Here is a 14,532-nt window from a genome sequence, read left to right as displayed (position 1 = left end):
GATGCGTGCAGTAAAACTGGTAGTACTTGCACTGCTCATGTTTAGTGGCAGTTGTTATGCTGAGATCAAATCCATAGAACAAGCGATCAATGTAACCTCTAATCAGGGGATGCTGACTCAGCAGATGCTGAAGAACTATATCCTGATGGGGCTTTCTGTTCGTGCGCGTAAGGCGGAGCAGGAGTTACACAAAGCGATCGATAGTTATGAAGCTGCTCAGGAAGAGATACAAGGCTACGCAAAGACTGATGCAGTGCGAGACTCCTTACGTCGGGCTTCAGCACAGTGGCAAGTTGTGAAGCCTCTTTATGCTCAGAATCCCAGTAGAACTGATGCGGAGCGTGTACGCCAGGAAACCGAACTTCTGTTGCAGTTATGGAGTGCGGTGACCATGGAGATTGTCGAAAATACCGATACCAAATACGGAAAGGCGATCAGTACAGCGGGTTTTATCCGCATGCTTTCACAAAGGGTCAGTAGCCACTATGCACTAAAAACCTGGGGCTTCGAAGATAAGTATCAGGAGGCCTTTGTCAGCTCTTTGCAACTTTTTGAACAGAACCGTCAGGAGCTGGAAGGCAGTCAGTTGAATAATGAGCAGATTAAATCTGAACTGAACAAAATTCAGCGTGATTTTAAACGTTTTAAAGGTTTATCCGATGGCGAGACCAGCAGTAACAAAGCGCTGTTAGCTTTGCTTACACGGTCAGCTGAAAAAATCACGGTGAGTATGGATAAGCTCACGGCCATGTATATGTATCAGGGGCTTAGCTTTTAAGCCCCTGAATCACAGTTTTTCCGCTTATAAGGTTAGGATCAGCTTGCCTTTTACCTTGCCTGTACGGCTGGCATCGAATGCCTTTCCAATATCTTCAAGGGGGATTGTATCGGCAATCTGCAGCACCAGTTTTCGATCAGCGTACAGGCCAGCCAGGCGGTCTAGCTGATCGCAGTTGGGTTCGGCTCTAATAGGTTCTACTTTGACTTTCATTGCCTTACCCGCGGCAATCACTTCATCCTTGGTTACTGAGGGGAGTGTTACAAGTGTTCCACCGGGTTTAACGCAGTTCAGGGCATCAATACCGACCTCTCCTCCGACACCATCAATCACCAGATCAACGTTATTTACATGATCGAGGATCGATTCGTTTTTGTAATCGACAACTAGGTCAGCCCCAAGCTCTTTTAGGAATTCATGATTTTCCGTCGATGCCGTGGCGACAACCCGGGCGCCCATCCATTTGGCTAGCTGTACGGCCAAATGTCCTACACCGCCGGCTCCCGCAAGAATCACCACCTGTTGTGAAGCCTGAAGGTTGCCTTTATCGAACAGCGCCTGCCAGGCTGTCAGACCTGCCAGACCAAGCCCCGCAGCTGCTTCTGCTGACAGCCCGTCAGGGCGCAGACTGATCTGATCCGCTGGCGCGGCAATATATTCCGCAAAGCAACCAGCACGTTCAGGGAAGCGAATGAATCCGAAAACTTCATCCCCTTGTTTAAACTCTTCTACATCATCAGCGACCGCTTCAATGGTACCGGCAAACTCCCAGCCTGGTATGAAAGGCAGATCGCCAATAAAGGGCGCGGCTCCGCCACCGCTACAGGTCTTCCAATCAATTGGGTTGACGCCCGCAGCACGGTTTTTCACTAAAACTTCACCCGGATTCAGTTGCGGTTTAACCAGCTCGGTATATGTTAAGACGTCGTTGGAACCAAACTGGCTGATCTGTATTGCTTTCATCTACTACTCCAGCAGTTGCTCTGTTTTGATAAATTTTTGCGGCGTTATTACGTAAGATACTATGCCGCTCAACCAAGGCAGTGCAGCCGACTACTTTGTTTTTTGATAGGCTAACTGTTTCTTTGCCCATTGGGTTACTTATAAGGACCAGTAAGCTTAAGACTGGTTCACTTCTACTGGCAATAAGTAAAGGCGAATGTGATGTATCTGGCAATATTAGAACAGTTTTTATTTTGGGGTGGTCTACTGGTTTTCTTGGTTTCACTGGCGATGTACGCCGGGCGGACCAAAGATTACAAGTCGCTGGTGGAGTTCTGGAAGCCAACAATGGATATGAACCGACGTGAATTTAACGTAAATCGCGTTGGTTTAACGATGATGATCGCAGCGGTTGCGATCCGTATCGCTAATTTTTTGATTCAGTAATAAAAGGTTTTTATGAAAGGAAATCCTCTTCGTGGTTCCGGATACCTTCTGCGGGGTTTGCAGATGCTACCCGATCCGGAAATTCGTCCCTTTGTCCTTGTTCCACTACTGACAAACATTGTTTTGTTTATTGCGGCAATTTGGATGCTATTTAGTAATTTTGGTGACTGGGTACAGCTACTGATCAGCACCTTTCTTCCGGACTGGGAGTGGTTGCAGTTCTTAGAGTACCTGTTGTGGCCGCTTATGGCGCTGTTGGTCATTGTGTTCGTCTACTACGGCTTTTCGATCTTTGCGAACATCATTGCGGCCCCCTTTAACGGTTTCCTCTCTGAGAAGGTTGAGAAGCGCCTGAGGGGGGATGTAGTCACCGATGAAGGTTGGCAAGCCGTGTTGGCCTTAATACCCAGAGCAATCGGACGTGAGCTATCAAAGCTGGCGTACTATCTGCCGCGTTTGTTGATCCTACTGCTGATCTCATTCATCCCGGTGATCAATTTTATATCGCCGCTGCTATGGTTGCTGTTTGGCGCCTGGATGATGGCGATACAGTATTGTGACTATCCGATGGATAACAATAAGGTCAGCTTTAAGAATATGAAGCTGATGCTGAAGAGTGATCGGCTCACATCGATCGGTTTTGGTGGTTTGATCCAGGTAGGGATGATGATTCCACTGGTCAATTTGATCATTATGCCCGCGGCTGTTGTTGGTGCGACGATCTATTGGGTTGAGGCCCATGCCACCATTGAAAAGGATCTGGACCAGAAATATCTGGAAGAGTAAGCCTTTATTCTGGCGCAGCTGTGCGGTTATTTACCGCTGGCTGCGTTTGCATCTCTGATGATCTGCCTTCTGCAGAATTCAGCTCATTACCATCGAAGTCATCATCGTCATCGTGCCTTTCTGCTTTTACCACCATCTCAAGAGGGAAGTGACACGCAAAAGTACTACCTTTGCCTATCTTACTTTTGATGGTTAACTGACCGTTATGTCGAGCCAGGACATGCTTAACGATAGCCAGGCCCAGTCCTGTGCCACCACTGGCAGAAGAACGGCTTTCATCGACACGGTAGAAACGTTCGGTCAGGCGTGGCAGGTGGATCGACTCGATGCCGGGCCCGTTATCTTTGACAGAGAAATGCGCGCCCTGATCATCAACCCACCATTTAACGCTGATGTCGCCTTCGGAAGGGGTATATCGAACGGCGTTATATACCAGGTTAGAGAAGGCACTGTGAAGCTCGATCTCCTGACCGCAGAGGTCATGATCCGGATCAATATCCAGTTTAAAGCGATGGCCTTTTTCGTTTCCTAATTGCTCAGCCCCTTCCATAATGTGGTTAACGACACTTTGTAACTGGATGGGTTGCTCATCGGAAATCTGATGGCTGGCTTCAAGTCGGGAGAGTAGCAACAGGTCCGATACGAGGTTTTCCATGCGCCGTGCTTGTTGTTGCATAGAGCCCAGACCACGTAGCAGAGGCCGAGGTAACTCCTGATCGAGGAAGGTTTCCAGATAACCGCGGATAACAGTCAATGGGGTTCTCAGTTCATGGGATGCGTTAGCCACGAAGTCCTGGCGGGTTTGCTCGAGGCGCATCAGGCGCGAAACATCACGGGCAACCAATATGCGGTCCCCTTCACCAAACCGGGTAATCTGGTATTGAATCTGTATATCCGTGTGGGCAGGTGATGGCAGCGTGATAGGGTCAGTATATTGAGCGCGTTTGTAATAACGTATGAAACGCGGATCACGAAGCAGGTTCATAACCGGCTTTCCACGGTCATCTTTATTGCTTAGCCCAAGCAAGCGATTGGCAGAACCGTTCCACCATTCCATATTATTACTTTTGTCGATAATCAGGATCGCATCAGGTAGTGCTGATGTAGATTCCTGAAATCGGGTGATAATATTTCGCAGGCGATTTTCACGGCCGCTCTGGCGTCGTTGTATGCGGGATAGCTCGTCAAACAGCTCGCCCCAGTGCCCGGGGGCTTCAGGTGGTTCCTGAGATTCGTCACGGGATTGCAGCCAGTCAGTCAGTTTATTGAACTGGCGAATCTGGTACAGAGACCAGGCGATCAGAGCCAGTGCTAGAAACCAGCTCGGATAACCAAAAGCCAGACCTAGTACAAAAGAGCTTCCACTCACCAGCAGGAGGCTGGTAAACATCGAGTGGCGATTTTTTTGCATGCTAAGTCCTTGAAATTATTCAGGCAACATTGGATGAGAAGCGATAACCCGTTCCGCGTACCGTTTGTACCAGATAATCATGACGATCGCCAAGTGCTTTTCGCAAACGACGGATATGAACGTCAACTGTGCGCTCTTCAACGTATACGTTACCACCCCAAACCATGTCGAGTAACTGACTTCTTGAGTAAGCGCGATCCTGATGGGTCATAAAGAACTGCAGTAGGCGAAATTCGGTCGGCCCCAGTTCGATAGGATTCAGGTCGGATGTCACTCGGTGGGAGATAGGGTCCAGTGTTAAACCATCTACCGTTACGGGCTCTTCAATACCTTTTGGTGTTGTACGACGAAGAACCGCTTTTAGACGTGCAACAAGTTCACGAGGGGAGAAAGGTTTAGTAATGTAATCATCTACACCGGCTTCCAGCCCTTTAATCTTGTTATCTTCATCACCTTTAGCGGTTAGCATGATGATGGGGATATCGGCTGTCGTTTCGTCCTTACGCAGGCGGCGAGCAAATTCGATGCCGCTGGCACCGGGCATCATCCAGTCTAATAAAACCATGTCTGGTTTATCATCAACGATCAGACCATGCGCTTGGTTCGCATTTTCAGCTTCTAAGCACTGGTATCCAGCCATTTCGAGCGCTACGGCGATCATCTCGCGTATTGGCGCTTCATCATCAACGATCAATACGCTTTTGGAAGCAGACATTACAATGTTGTCCTTTGTTAGCTCAGTTTATTGACGCGGATATTAGAAGACAATTGTGTTACACAAATATGACATGCAGTAAGAATTAGCAAGAGATTGCTTAAAAAACAAACAAAGTGGCTGCTTTCTGCTGATTAAAACGCGTAGTCGGCTGCTAATCCGACAAATATCAAAAGGCCTGCATAGTGGTTATTGAGAAAGGCTTTGAAGCAAGGATCTCGCTCACGATCGCGAATTAACCATTGTTGATAGATAAACAACAGCGCAGCCCCTGCCAGGCCTAAATAGAAGAACAGGCCAAGGTTAACCTGAAGAGCCAGCAAAATCAGGCTCAGTAGAGTGCTAAGTTGCAAAATCCCGATAATAAATTTATCAGCATAGCCAAACAAAATAGCGGTCGATTTTACACCAATTTTAAGATCATCATCCCTATCGACCATGGCATACATAGTGTCATAGGCAACGGTCCATAGCAGGGTCGCGATATAGATTAACCAGGCGTAAAGCGGCACTGAATCAGTGACAGCGGTAAAGGCCATAGGTATTGACCAGGCAAACGCTGCCCCAAGCACAACTTGAGGTAGATGGGTGTAGCGTTTCATGAAGGGGTAACAGGCCGCTAATAGTAAGCCGCCGGCGGATAACAGAATGGTATTCAGGTTGGTAAACAGAACCAGAACGAAAGCGATCAGCATAAGACCGGCAAAGAGAATCAGGGCTTCTTTAGCGGTGACCAGGCCGGCTGGAATAGGGCGAAGTGCAGTGCGCTTTACATGGCCATCGATCTTGCGATCGGCAAAGTCATTGATGACACAACCGGCTGAGCGGGTCAAAAATACTCCGAGCGTGAAGATAAACAAAATATCGTAGGGAGGGATACCTTCAGCAGCAATCCAGAGTGCCCAGTACGCCGGCCATAACAGTAGGTAAGTGCCGATCGGTTTTTCAACGCGCATAAGGCGGCCATAGGCTTTGGCCTTTTTCATCAAAGAAAGAGAGCTGGGCTGCGCTGAAGATTCCATCGTTTCACTCTGGTTGTCGGTGTTGGGCTATTTTACCTTCAGTAGCTCAGGGAGGAAAACCTCTGAAACCAGCAGGGGCTTATCTGAAAGATAGAAGATCGATCGGCGCGCCCAGACTTCGTGATGATCCCGGGTTTTCAGACGGCTGATCTGCAAGGGGCCGCGGCGCATGGTCGGGTCAGTAAACAAAAGCGTGCCTAATGAGCGGTTGCCCAGCATGCGCAGCTGCCTTTGGCTACCGGTGAGGGTTTGTGCAGGGATGATCGAACGGGCGAATACCCAGGGTTGATCGTTACCGATTAATTGCACTTCACGGACCAGAGCAAACTGCCGTTCAGTCATACCCAGAGCTTTAGCCTCAGATCGGGTAGGGCGAAGCCAGCCTTGCCGAATCACCTCTACTCGAAAATTACCTTTGCTAAGTTTGACTAAACGTTGAGTCAGGGAGCCAGCATCAGTAAGCCACGAACGCCAGGCCTGAGGCGCGGCCTGTTCAAAAGGGCGACGCAGGGAGGTCCAGCGGGTATCGAAGCTTTGTTGGGTTAAAGCAGCTTTTATGGGCACAGTGTGAGTCCAAAATTACAGTGGCGCTATCTTATCAGAAAGCATCAGGTGGTAGGAGGCAGATTTCCCTTAGATCTCTGACGCTTAAGAATGTGTGCCTGTGATAAGATAGCCCCATGACTAAACAACTTTTTGCTTTCCCTGCTGAGCAGGCAGCTTCACTGACCCAGCAATGGGTTGAAGCGATGGTAGTAGGGTTAAATCTATGCCCTTTTGCTGCACCTGAGGTGCGAAATGAAACGATCCGATATGCAGTGTCTGGTGCTGAGGCTGTTGAGCCCGCAGTGCAGGATTTTTTGCAGGAACTCGCTCATATTCAGGGGCAAGAGGAAAGCGATCTATCCACTACACTGGTGAGCTTCACTCAAACAGCGCAAACGTTTGAGGAGTTTCTCGATCTGCTTGATCTTTGTCAGGCGGTTCTGGAAAACGCGGGTTTGGATGGGATTTTTCAGTTGGCGAGTTTCCATCCTGAGTATTGTTTTGCCGGTGTAGACGCTGACGATATTACCAACTGGACGAATCGGGCTCCTTTCCCAACGATCCATATTATCCGGGAAGGGCAGATGAGTAGGGTTCTGGTGCATTATAAGAACCCGGAAGAGATTCCTGAACGTAACATGGCACTCATGGATAAACTGGGTCGCGAGGGGTTAATTGAGCGATTTCCTCCACTAGCTGACTATTGGCCTCAGGTTTAAACGCTTCCTAGCTATCCATAGCCCTCAGGCGGGACTGTAGCCTGGGGGCAATCCAGTCGATAAAGGTTCTGCTCCGCGAAGAGAGGCGTCGAGAGTGCGGGTAAACCAGGTTAACGGGTAACGGTGGGGGCTCGTAGCTTTCCAGAACCGTTTTGAGTTCACCTGAGTGCACACTTTCGGCAACCTGGTAGCTCAGAAACTGCCCATAACCGAGCCCTTGTTTGCAGGCATCTAATGCTGATTCCACGTGATTAGTTTTAAAGCGTCCGCTGATACTGATTTTGTGATGTTTGCCGGCTTCTTTAAAACCCCATTGGGCATGAGATTTCAGTGCAGTGAGTTGGATGCACTCATAATCGAAGAGCTCAGTCGGGTGCTCAGCCTGACCAGCCTGCTTGATATAACTGGGGCTGGCGCAAACTTTAAAAGCGACTTTGCCTACTTGTTTGGCTATCAATGTTGAATCCGGTAGATGACCGATTCTCAACGCTATATCCATCCCTTCCTCAATCAGATCAACAACCCTGTCCAGTAACAGCAGCTCTACTTCGATCTCCGGATAGGTGTGTATGAATTCACTAATCAGTGGGTTGATATGCAACCGTCCAAACGTCTGTGGCGCAGTGATTCGGATCAGGCCCTTCGGTTTGCTTTGTCGCTGAGTTAACGCATTCTCTGCATCTTCCACGTCGGCGAGGATCTGACGACAGCGTAAGCTGAATTCGATACCTTCCTCGGTCAATGTCAGCTTTCGAGTGGTTCTATGAATCAGTTGGGTGGCTACTGATTCCTCGAGTGCAGCCAATGATCTGGCAACAGATGATTGCGACATTCCCAGTTTTTCAGCCGCTTTACTCAGGCTTCCCTGATCAACAATTTTTACGAAGATTGCCATCGCTTTTAATTTATTCATGGAAATGATTATTGCAGAAAATGCATAAGTGAAAAGATATTTGTGGTGTTTATTGAGGAAAGTGCTGATCAGATAATGCCATAACCTAATTTCTAGTGGGCTCAGTGATGGGACATCGTTTCAGTGAAATTACCTTTACCCCTTCGGTTGAGAGGGTACAGAAACAGTTTGGCAGTTATGAACGGTCATCAGCGGTCAGACAGCGAATGCCTGTGTTTGATCGCTTTGAATCAAGAGAGCGCGAATTTATAAGTTCACGGGATAGCTTCTATATGGCCTCAGTGAGCGAAACGGGCTGGCCTTATATTCAACATCGTGGCGGTGATATGGGGTTTCTAAAGGTCCTGGATAGCCAAACACTAGCGTTTATCAACTTCACCGGTAATGGGCAGTATCAGAGCCTCGGCAATTTAGCGCACAACGACAGAGTTGCGTTGTTTCTAATGGACTACCCCAATCGTCGTCGACTTAAGATTCTTGGAATGGCCCGCATGCTATCTGGTGATCAAATCACCGATGAGCTTGTCCAGTGCTTACACATTGATAAACATATGCAGAAGTTTGAGTCGGTGATCACCGTTCAGTTAGAAGCTTTTGACTGGAACTGTTCACAGCATATTACCCCTCGATTCAGTACTTCTGAATTGGAAGCTTTTGAGGCAATCAGATAACAAGGAGAAAAGTATGAAGCTTTATGATCTTGAGCCTTCGGGCAATTGCTACAAAGTGCGTTTGTTTGCGGCGCTGACAGGCATTAAATTGGAGCTGGAAGCGGTAGACTTTCTGGCGGGTATGCATAAGCAATCTCCGGTGATTGATCTGAACCCCTGGGGGGAGTTACCTGTGTTGGTCGATGGCGAGATCAGTTTACGAGACTCGCACGCCATCCTGATCTATCTGGCTAAGCGTTACGCATCTGCAGATTGGTATGGTGAAACAGCTGCAGAACAGGCTGAGATACAACAATGGTTGGCGACTTCGGCGAATGAGATTCAGCATGGGCCAGGGGCCGCAAGGTTAGTTGATAAGTTTGGCTATGATCTGGATAAGGGGCGAGCCTTAGGTACTGCGAGCAGAGTATTGGGGTTACTGGAATCACATCTCTCAAATAACCGTTGGTTGGCGTGTGATAGACCTACCATCGCTGACTGCGCAGTGATGCCTTATGTTGCACTGGCCTGGGAGGGGGGGATTACACTTGATGATTATCCGGCTATCCAGCACTGGATTGGACGAATAAAAGCACTACCGGGCTTTATTCCGATGTCTGGACTATAGCAACCTGGTTACGGCCCTGGGCTTTTGCCTGATAAAGCCCCTGGTCTGCCAGCAAGATCAGTTCGTGTGGCGAGCCTTCCTGTGAGGGGCTTAGACAGGCAACACCAGCGCTGATCGTAATGGTGTTGTCGGTACTGGAGAATTCGTGGTTTATTTTCAGCTTAGCGATCGCTTTTCTGATTCTCTCGGCAATCATTTGGGCGCCGTCGAGATCGGTTTCCGGCAGGATCACGACAAACTCTTCTCCCCCGTAACGGCAGACCATATCCTGAGCCCGCTGGATGCTATGTTTGATTGTCTGCGCCACGGTACGTAAGCAGCCATCCCCCGCCAGATGACCATAACCATCGTTGAAAGGTTTGAAATGATCAATATCCAGCATGATCAGTGCAAGAGATCGCTTTGAACGTTGCGCGCGACGCCACTCCATCTCAATGTTACGCTCAAATTCGCGGCGATTGTTCACCTGGGTCAGGCCGTCCACACGTGCCGAACGGGCCAGCTGATCCTGAGACTGTTTCAGCTGCATAAGAATTTGAATACGTGACTGCAGGACGGCAGGGGCGCGATTAAGCGTTAAAAAGTCAGCCGCACCTGCATTGTAGGCATCCAGCTCACGCTGATCGTCCAGGTCAGCAGAAACAAAGGCGACCGGGAGGGTATAGTCGTCTTTGTTGGCAGTGATCTCCTGACATAAGCTCAACATCTCCTGCCACTGCTGTTCGGTACATAGCAAAAGCAGATCCGGTTGGTCTTCCGCAAGCAAGGTGGTCAATTCGCCTTTGCTTGAGGGCAGAAGGATATTAAATTCATTGCGCAGGGTCGCAATCATCGGCCAGATCTTTTCTATCCCATGATCACAAAAGATGGCGATGGTCTGTTGCTCTGCTCGTGGGCAACTTTCTCTGACCTGTTCCTGGGAGATAATATCTTCGCCTTTGAAGAAAGCTTTAAGATCCTCAGGGCTGGGCAATCCCAGCGAGACGCGACCATCTTCGGCGCAGATAACCGGTATGCGCAGATTAAAATTGCCTTCTTCCCAGGCTGTTTGCCAATCGGTGAGCTGATTTTCCTGATCTTCAGTGATATCCAGCTCTGTGGGTAAGCCGGTTTCTTTAAGGCAATCGTAGATCACCGAAACATCCGCAATATCTTTACCTTCCACCCACAGGGCGCGGTAGAGGCGGCGACGCAGCTCGATAGACTTTTCGGTGTCCTGTTGCTCAGCTTCAATCACACAAAGGCTGGCAAAGCGGCTGTCACTGCGAAACCGGGGGAGTGCGACATCAATCCCAGGCGCTCGGCTGCGCACGACAAAGACTTCGCTGGCCAGTTCGGCCTGGCTTTCAGCGCTCTTGTTATATATGCCGATTTCTGGCGCATGTTCGACCAGACGCCAGTCAACCTGATTCAACAACCCATAGCGATACAACTGCTCATGCAAGGCATAGCAAAAAGGGCAGTTGAGATCAGCGTATACGGTGTATTGCAGCATATAAGGTCCGACAGCAAGGGCGGGAAGATCTCCCGCATGGTCTACTTAGTATCGACCAAAACCGCTGGAACTTTGGCGATTTGGTAAAAAAAAAAGCAGCCGGTCAGGGCTGCTTTTTAATTAGCGTTTGATTAATTATCAGGCGTCACCGTCTTCCGGGCGTACCGCCTTTTTAATCTGTTTCAGGCTACCGTGACGAACATCGGTGCCACTCACCAGATAGATCAGGTGCGCAGCCATAGAACGGGCATGTTCAGAGATACGCTCGAGGCTTCGCAGAACCCAGATAACATTCATCACGCTAGAGATCGAACGTGGATCTTCCATCATGAATGTTGCCAGGGAGCGCATTGCAGAACGGTATTCCTGGTCTACAGATTTATCCATTTTGGCAACGCGGTAGGCCAGTTCAGTATCGTTACGGGCAAAGGCTGTTAGCACGTCTTTAACCATCTCGCGTACCAGGTTGCCGATGTGGCGTACTTCCTGATAGCCACGCGGTGATTCACCTTCATCTACCAGCTCAATTGCATGGCGACAGATACGGCTGGCCTCATCGCCCATACGCTCAAGGTCAGATACGGCTTTGGACACAGCAATAATCAAGCGAAGGTCGCTTGCTGCTGGCTGACGACGGGCAATGATCGTTGTGCACTGCTCATCGATCATTACTTCCATATCGTTAGTTTGCTTATCAACTTTGCGTGACTGTTCTGCCAGTTCCGCATCGCCGTTTAGCAGGGCGTCGATACAGTCATGTACCTGACGCTCAACCATGCCGCCCATCGTGAGTAACTGAGTGCGGATCTGTTCCAGCTCTTCGTTGAACTGCTGGGAGATATGCGTTGAATAGTTTTCAGTATTCAGTTCCATGATCTTAGTCCTTACCCCAATTAACCGTAACGGCCTGTGATGTAGTCTTCAGTCTGTTTCTTCTCTGGGTTTGTGAACAGCGTATCTGTTACACCAAACTCGATCAGATCACCCATGTACATGAAAGCAGTGTAATCAGATACACGTGCTGCCTGTTGCATGTTATGGGTAACGATCACGATAGTGAAATCTTTCTTCAGTTCGTGAATCAGCTCTTCGATCTTCAGAGTTGAGATCGGGTCCAGAGCGGAAGCGGGTTCGTCAAGCAGAAGTACTTCTGGTTTAACGGCGATGGTACGCGCGATAACCAGACGCTGCTGCTGACCACCAGACATACCCAGTGCACTTTCATGCAGGCGATCTTTTACTTCATCCCACAGTGCTGCTGATTTCAGAGCCCACTCAACCGTTTCATCGATAACACGTTTCTTAGTAACGCCCTGAATACGCAGGCCGTAAGCAACGTTTTCGTAGATAGATTTTGGGAATGGGTTTGGCTTCTGGAATACCATACCTACGCGACGGCGTAATTCAGCGATATCAACGCTACGCTCGTAGATGTTGGCATCATCCAGCATGATCTGACCGGTGATGTTACAGTCATCAACCAGATCGTTCATGCGGTTGAAGCAGCGTAGTAGTGTGGATTTACCACAACCGGATGGGCCGATAAACGCGGTTACACGGTTTTTCGGGATGTGCATGTCGATACCGTGCAGAGCTTCGTTATCGCCATAGCTTAAACGTAGATCTTTAACCTCAAGAGCGATTGTTTCATCTGCAAGGTTAAGAACGCGATTGTCTCGCTGCATAGAAGAAATATCAATTGCGTGTGTTTTAGCTTCGCTAGTCATTTTAGCAACCTTTCAAAATTCTGTTCGTTGTCTGTTGGTTCAGATTACATTTCAAGCGCTTTGTACTTCTCTCGCAGGTGGTTTCGAATCTGGATAGCTGACAAGTTCAGCATCGCGATTACTGCCACCAACAGAAACGCTGTTGCGTATACCAGCGGACGAGCCGCTTCAACGTTCGGGCTTTGGAAGCCAACATCATAGATGTGGAAGCCCAGGTGCATAAATTTCTGATCCAGGTGCAGGAACGGATAGTTACCGTCCAGCGGCAGGCTTGGAGCCAGTTTTACTACACCCACCAGCATCAGAGGGGCTACCTCACCTGCTGCACGGGCGATCGCCAGGATAACACCGGTCATAATTGCCGGGCTGGCCATCGGAATAACAATCTTCATCAGGGTTTCGAACTTCGTCGCACCCAGTGCCAGAGAGCCTTCACGTACCGCACGAGGGATACGGGTCAGACCTTCCTCAGTTGCTACGATAACAACCGGTACTGTTAGCAGAGCCAGAGTAATCGATGCCCAAAGCAGACCTGGTGTACCAAAGGTTGGCGCTGGTTTCGCTTCTGCGAAGAATGCGTCATCTATATGACCACCCAGGAAGTAAACGAAGAAGCCCAGACCGAATACACCGTATACGATTGAAGGTACACCTGCCAGGTTGTTTACGGCGATACGGATCACACGGGTAACAAAACCCTGCTTCGCGTATTCACGCAGGTAAACAGCAGCAACAACACCAAATGGGGTTACCATTACGGACATGATGATTACCATCAGAACCGTACCGTAGATCGCAGGGAAGATACCCCCTTCAGTGTTTGCTTCACGTGGGTCGTCGCTCAGGAACTCCCATAGTTTGGCAAAGTAGTGACCGGTCTTACCGCCAAGGCCCATATCGTTTGGCAGGAATGCGCGTACGATGTGAGCGACTTTGAACTCGACGATCTTACCGTTGGCAATCTCTGCTGTAATGCTGTCGCGGTTAACCGCATTATAAAGATCCAGCAGTTCACCCTGCAGGCCTTCATATTCGGCATTCAGTTCTGCACGACGCGCATCGATCTCTGCATATTTAGCTGTATCGGTAACTTCTTTAAGCTGCAGGGCACGTTCTTTCAAACGCAAGCGTTCCAGCTCGTAGTTGATGGAACCGATCTTACCTTTCTCAATATCTTTGATCTGGTCATGGATCATCTCTGCACGTTCAATGCGGTTTTGGAATTCGTTCCAAAGCGCCTCGTAGTCTGCGGACTTTTCATAACCATCGTAAGCTGCAACTTCGTTACCAGACTCTTTGATGCTGCGCAGGTAGCCATAGAAGTTACCCCATTCACGACGTTCAGCCGCAAACAGCATCTCCGGCTTGGAAGACTCTTCGATAAAGTCATCCAGAATCCAGATGAAGTCAGTACCACCATGATCACGGTTACCGATTTTCATCAGTACACGGTCCATAGTTTCTACATCGGCAGGTACGTTTACACCACCATCACGAAGCTGTTCAGCAGCAACTTCTTGAACCTGCACTCGTTCGCCGATCATGCGAATTGAGTTATTGTTCTCTTTATACTCTGCCTGAACGATGTCTGCTGGCCAGAAGTGACCCAGACCGCGTACCGCGATCAGGCTCAACAGGCCCACAACCATGATCATACAGATCGCTACGGCGCCGGCATTAAGCCATACCCAAGGTGCGCCGGATTTTGTCCATTCAGTAAATGACTGTCGCATTAAATTAATCCTCAATACGC

At 49.1% G+C, this 14,532-nt stretch carries 16 protein-coding genes; 6 read left to right on the top strand and 10 right to left on the bottom strand.

The genetic code is table 11. The annotated features are described in order from the left end of the window. Position 1: 1 nt before the first annotated feature. Entirely contained in the window at positions 2–778 is a 777-nt protein-coding gene (locus tag MED92_RS10630) for a type IV pili methyl-accepting chemotaxis transducer N-terminal domain-containing protein (protein WP_007021543.1), read from the top strand. Positions 779–802: 24 nt separating this feature from the next. On the opposite strand, the gene MED92_RS10625 is transcribed toward MED92_RS10630, so the two are convergent. Then, positions 803–1,741: an NADP-dependent oxidoreductase gene (locus tag MED92_RS10625; RefSeq protein ID WP_007021542.1), complete on the bottom strand. Its 939-nt coding sequence runs from the start codon at positions 1,739–1,741 to the stop codon at positions 803–805. 201 nt (positions 1,742–1,942) lie between these two features. On the opposite strand from MED92_RS10625, the gene MED92_RS10620 reads away from it, so the two are divergent. Both MED92_RS10620 and cysZ read left to right on the top strand, forming a co-directional pair. After that, a complete protein-coding gene (locus MED92_RS10620) occupies positions 1,943–2,167 on the top strand; it encodes a hypothetical protein (protein WP_007021541.1) in 225 nt (74 codons plus the stop codon). Positions 2,168–2,179: 12 nt separating this feature from the next. Next, a complete protein-coding gene (cysZ, locus tag MED92_RS10615) occupies positions 2,180–2,953 on the top strand; it encodes a sulfate transporter CysZ (RefSeq protein ID WP_007021540.1) in 774 nt (257 codons plus the stop codon). Between the two features lie 4 nt (positions 2,954–2,957). Here cysZ and phoR read toward each other — a convergent pair whose 3' ends face one another. The 4 genes from phoR to MED92_RS10595 form a co-directional block, all read right to left on the bottom strand. Then, positions 2,958–4,364, bottom strand: coding sequence for a phosphate regulon sensor histidine kinase PhoR (phoR, locus tag MED92_RS10610; protein WP_007021539.1), 1,407 nt, complete (start codon positions 4,362–4,364; stop codon positions 2,958–2,960). 19 nt (positions 4,365–4,383) lie between these two features. Next, positions 4,384–5,079, bottom strand: coding sequence for a phosphate regulon transcriptional regulator PhoB (phoB, locus tag MED92_RS10605; protein WP_007021538.1), 696 nt, complete (start codon positions 5,077–5,079; stop codon positions 4,384–4,386). Between the two features lie 134 nt (positions 5,080–5,213). After that, complete coding sequence (gene ubiA / locus MED92_RS10600) at positions 5,214–6,101, bottom strand: 4-hydroxybenzoate octaprenyltransferase (RefSeq protein ID WP_007021537.1); 888 nt, start codon at positions 6,099–6,101, stop codon at positions 5,214–5,216. Positions 6,102–6,128: 27 nt separating this feature from the next. After that, positions 6,129–6,665, bottom strand: coding sequence for a chorismate--pyruvate lyase family protein (locus tag MED92_RS10595; RefSeq protein ID WP_007021536.1), 537 nt, complete (start codon positions 6,663–6,665; stop codon positions 6,129–6,131). A 116-nt stretch (positions 6,666–6,781) separates the two neighbouring features. Here MED92_RS10595 and MED92_RS10590 point away from each other — a divergent pair, with 116 nt between their 5' ends. Continuing rightward, positions 6,782–7,366 carry a DUF1415 domain-containing protein gene (locus MED92_RS10590; protein WP_007021535.1) on the top strand — a complete coding sequence of 195 codons (585 nt, stop codon included), beginning with the start codon at positions 6,782–6,784 and terminating at the stop codon, positions 7,364–7,366. A 7-nt stretch (positions 7,367–7,373) separates the two neighbouring features. Here the strand turns inward: MED92_RS10590 and MED92_RS10585 are convergent, their stop codons facing one another. Then, on the bottom strand, positions 7,374–8,279 hold the full coding sequence (locus MED92_RS10585; protein ID WP_007021534.1) for a LysR family transcriptional regulator: 906 nt from the start codon (positions 8,277–8,279) through the stop codon (positions 7,374–7,376). A gap of 107 nt (positions 8,280–8,386) precedes the next feature. On the opposite strand from MED92_RS10585, the gene MED92_RS10580 reads away from it, so the two are divergent. Together MED92_RS10580 and MED92_RS10575 are read left to right on the top strand one after the other, a co-directional pair. Next, positions 8,387–8,950, top strand: coding sequence for a pyridoxamine 5'-phosphate oxidase family protein (locus MED92_RS10580; protein ID WP_007021533.1), 564 nt, complete (start codon positions 8,387–8,389; stop codon positions 8,948–8,950). Positions 8,951–8,963: 13 nt separating this feature from the next. Further along, positions 8,964–9,557, top strand: coding sequence for a glutathione S-transferase family protein (locus tag MED92_RS10575; protein ID WP_007021532.1), 594 nt, complete (start codon positions 8,964–8,966; stop codon positions 9,555–9,557). On the opposite strand, the gene MED92_RS10570 is transcribed toward MED92_RS10575, so the two are convergent. The 4 genes from MED92_RS10570 to pstA all read right to left on the bottom strand — a co-directional run bounded on the left by MED92_RS10570 (position 9,535) and on the right by pstA (position 14,512). After that, positions 9,535–11,052, bottom strand: coding sequence for a diguanylate cyclase (locus MED92_RS10570; protein ID WP_007021531.1), 1,518 nt, complete (start codon positions 11,050–11,052; stop codon positions 9,535–9,537). The two genes, MED92_RS10575 and MED92_RS10570, sit on opposite strands and share 23 nt — an antisense overlap. Positions 11,053–11,190: 138 nt before the next feature. Continuing rightward, positions 11,191–11,925 carry a phosphate signaling complex protein PhoU gene (phoU, locus tag MED92_RS10565; RefSeq protein WP_007021530.1) on the bottom strand — a complete coding sequence of 245 codons (735 nt, stop codon included), beginning with the start codon at positions 11,923–11,925 and terminating at the stop codon, positions 11,191–11,193. A gap of 20 nt (positions 11,926–11,945) precedes the next feature. Then, positions 11,946–12,779, bottom strand: coding sequence for a phosphate ABC transporter ATP-binding protein PstB (pstB, locus tag MED92_RS10560; protein ID WP_007021529.1), 834 nt, complete (start codon positions 12,777–12,779; stop codon positions 11,946–11,948). Between the two features lie 44 nt (positions 12,780–12,823). Continuing rightward, on the bottom strand, positions 12,824–14,512 hold the full coding sequence (gene pstA, locus MED92_RS10555) for a phosphate ABC transporter permease PstA (RefSeq protein WP_007021528.1): 1,689 nt from the start codon (positions 14,510–14,512) through the stop codon (positions 12,824–12,826). Between the last annotated feature and the right edge of the window lie 20 nt (positions 14,513–14,532).

It is taken from the genome of Neptuniibacter caesariensis (genome assembly GCF_000153345.1).
Lineage (GTDB): Bacteria > Pseudomonadota > Gammaproteobacteria > Pseudomonadales > Balneatricaceae > Neptuniibacter > Neptuniibacter caesariensis.
This window is presented reverse-complemented; position numbering and strand designations above follow the sequence as displayed.

Bases quoted from the DNA above. Each gene is read 5' to 3' on its own strand.
- MED92_RS10630 (WP_007021543.1), top strand. From the start codon at position 2: ATGCGTGCAGTAAAACTGGTAGTACTTGCACTGCTCATGTTTAGTGGC.
- MED92_RS10625 (WP_007021542.1), bottom strand. From the start codon at position 1,741: ATGAAAGCAATACAGATCAGCCAGTTTGGTTCCAACGACGTCTTAACA.
- MED92_RS10620 (WP_007021541.1), top strand. From the start codon at position 1,943: ATGTATCTGGCAATATTAGAACAGTTTTTATTTTGGGGTGGTCTACTG.
- cysZ (WP_007021540.1), top strand. From the start codon at position 2,180: ATGAAAGGAAATCCTCTTCGTGGTTCCGGATACCTTCTGCGGGGTTTG.
- phoR (WP_007021539.1), bottom strand. From the start codon at position 4,364: ATGCAAAAAAATCGCCACTCGATGTTTACCAGCCTCCTGCTGGTGAGT.
- phoB (WP_007021538.1), bottom strand. From the start codon at position 5,079: ATGTCTGCTTCCAAAAGCGTATTGATCGTTGATGATGAAGCGCCAATA.
- ubiA (WP_007021537.1), bottom strand. From the start codon at position 6,101: ATGGAATCTTCAGCGCAGCCCAGCTCTCTTTCTTTGATGAAAAAGGCC.
- MED92_RS10590 (WP_007021535.1), top strand. From the start codon at position 6,782: ATGACTAAACAACTTTTTGCTTTCCCTGCTGAGCAGGCAGCTTCACTG.
- MED92_RS10585 (WP_007021534.1), bottom strand. From the start codon at position 8,279: ATGAATAAATTAAAAGCGATGGCAATCTTCGTAAAAATTGTTGATCAG.
- MED92_RS10580 (WP_007021533.1), top strand. From the start codon at position 8,387: ATGGGACATCGTTTCAGTGAAATTACCTTTACCCCTTCGGTTGAGAGG.
- MED92_RS10575 (WP_007021532.1), top strand. From the start codon at position 8,964: ATGAAGCTTTATGATCTTGAGCCTTCGGGCAATTGCTACAAAGTGCGT.
- MED92_RS10570 (WP_007021531.1), bottom strand. From the start codon at position 11,052: ATGCTGCAATACACCGTATACGCTGATCTCAACTGCCCTTTTTGCTAT.
- phoU (WP_007021530.1), bottom strand. From the start codon at position 11,925: ATGGAACTGAATACTGAAAACTATTCAACGCATATCTCCCAGCAGTTC.
- pstB (WP_007021529.1), bottom strand. From the start codon at position 12,779: ATGACTAGCGAAGCTAAAACACACGCAATTGATATTTCTTCTATGCAG.
- pstA (WP_007021528.1), bottom strand. From the start codon at position 14,512: ATGCGACAGTCATTTACTGAATGGACAAAATCCGGCGCACCTTGGGTA.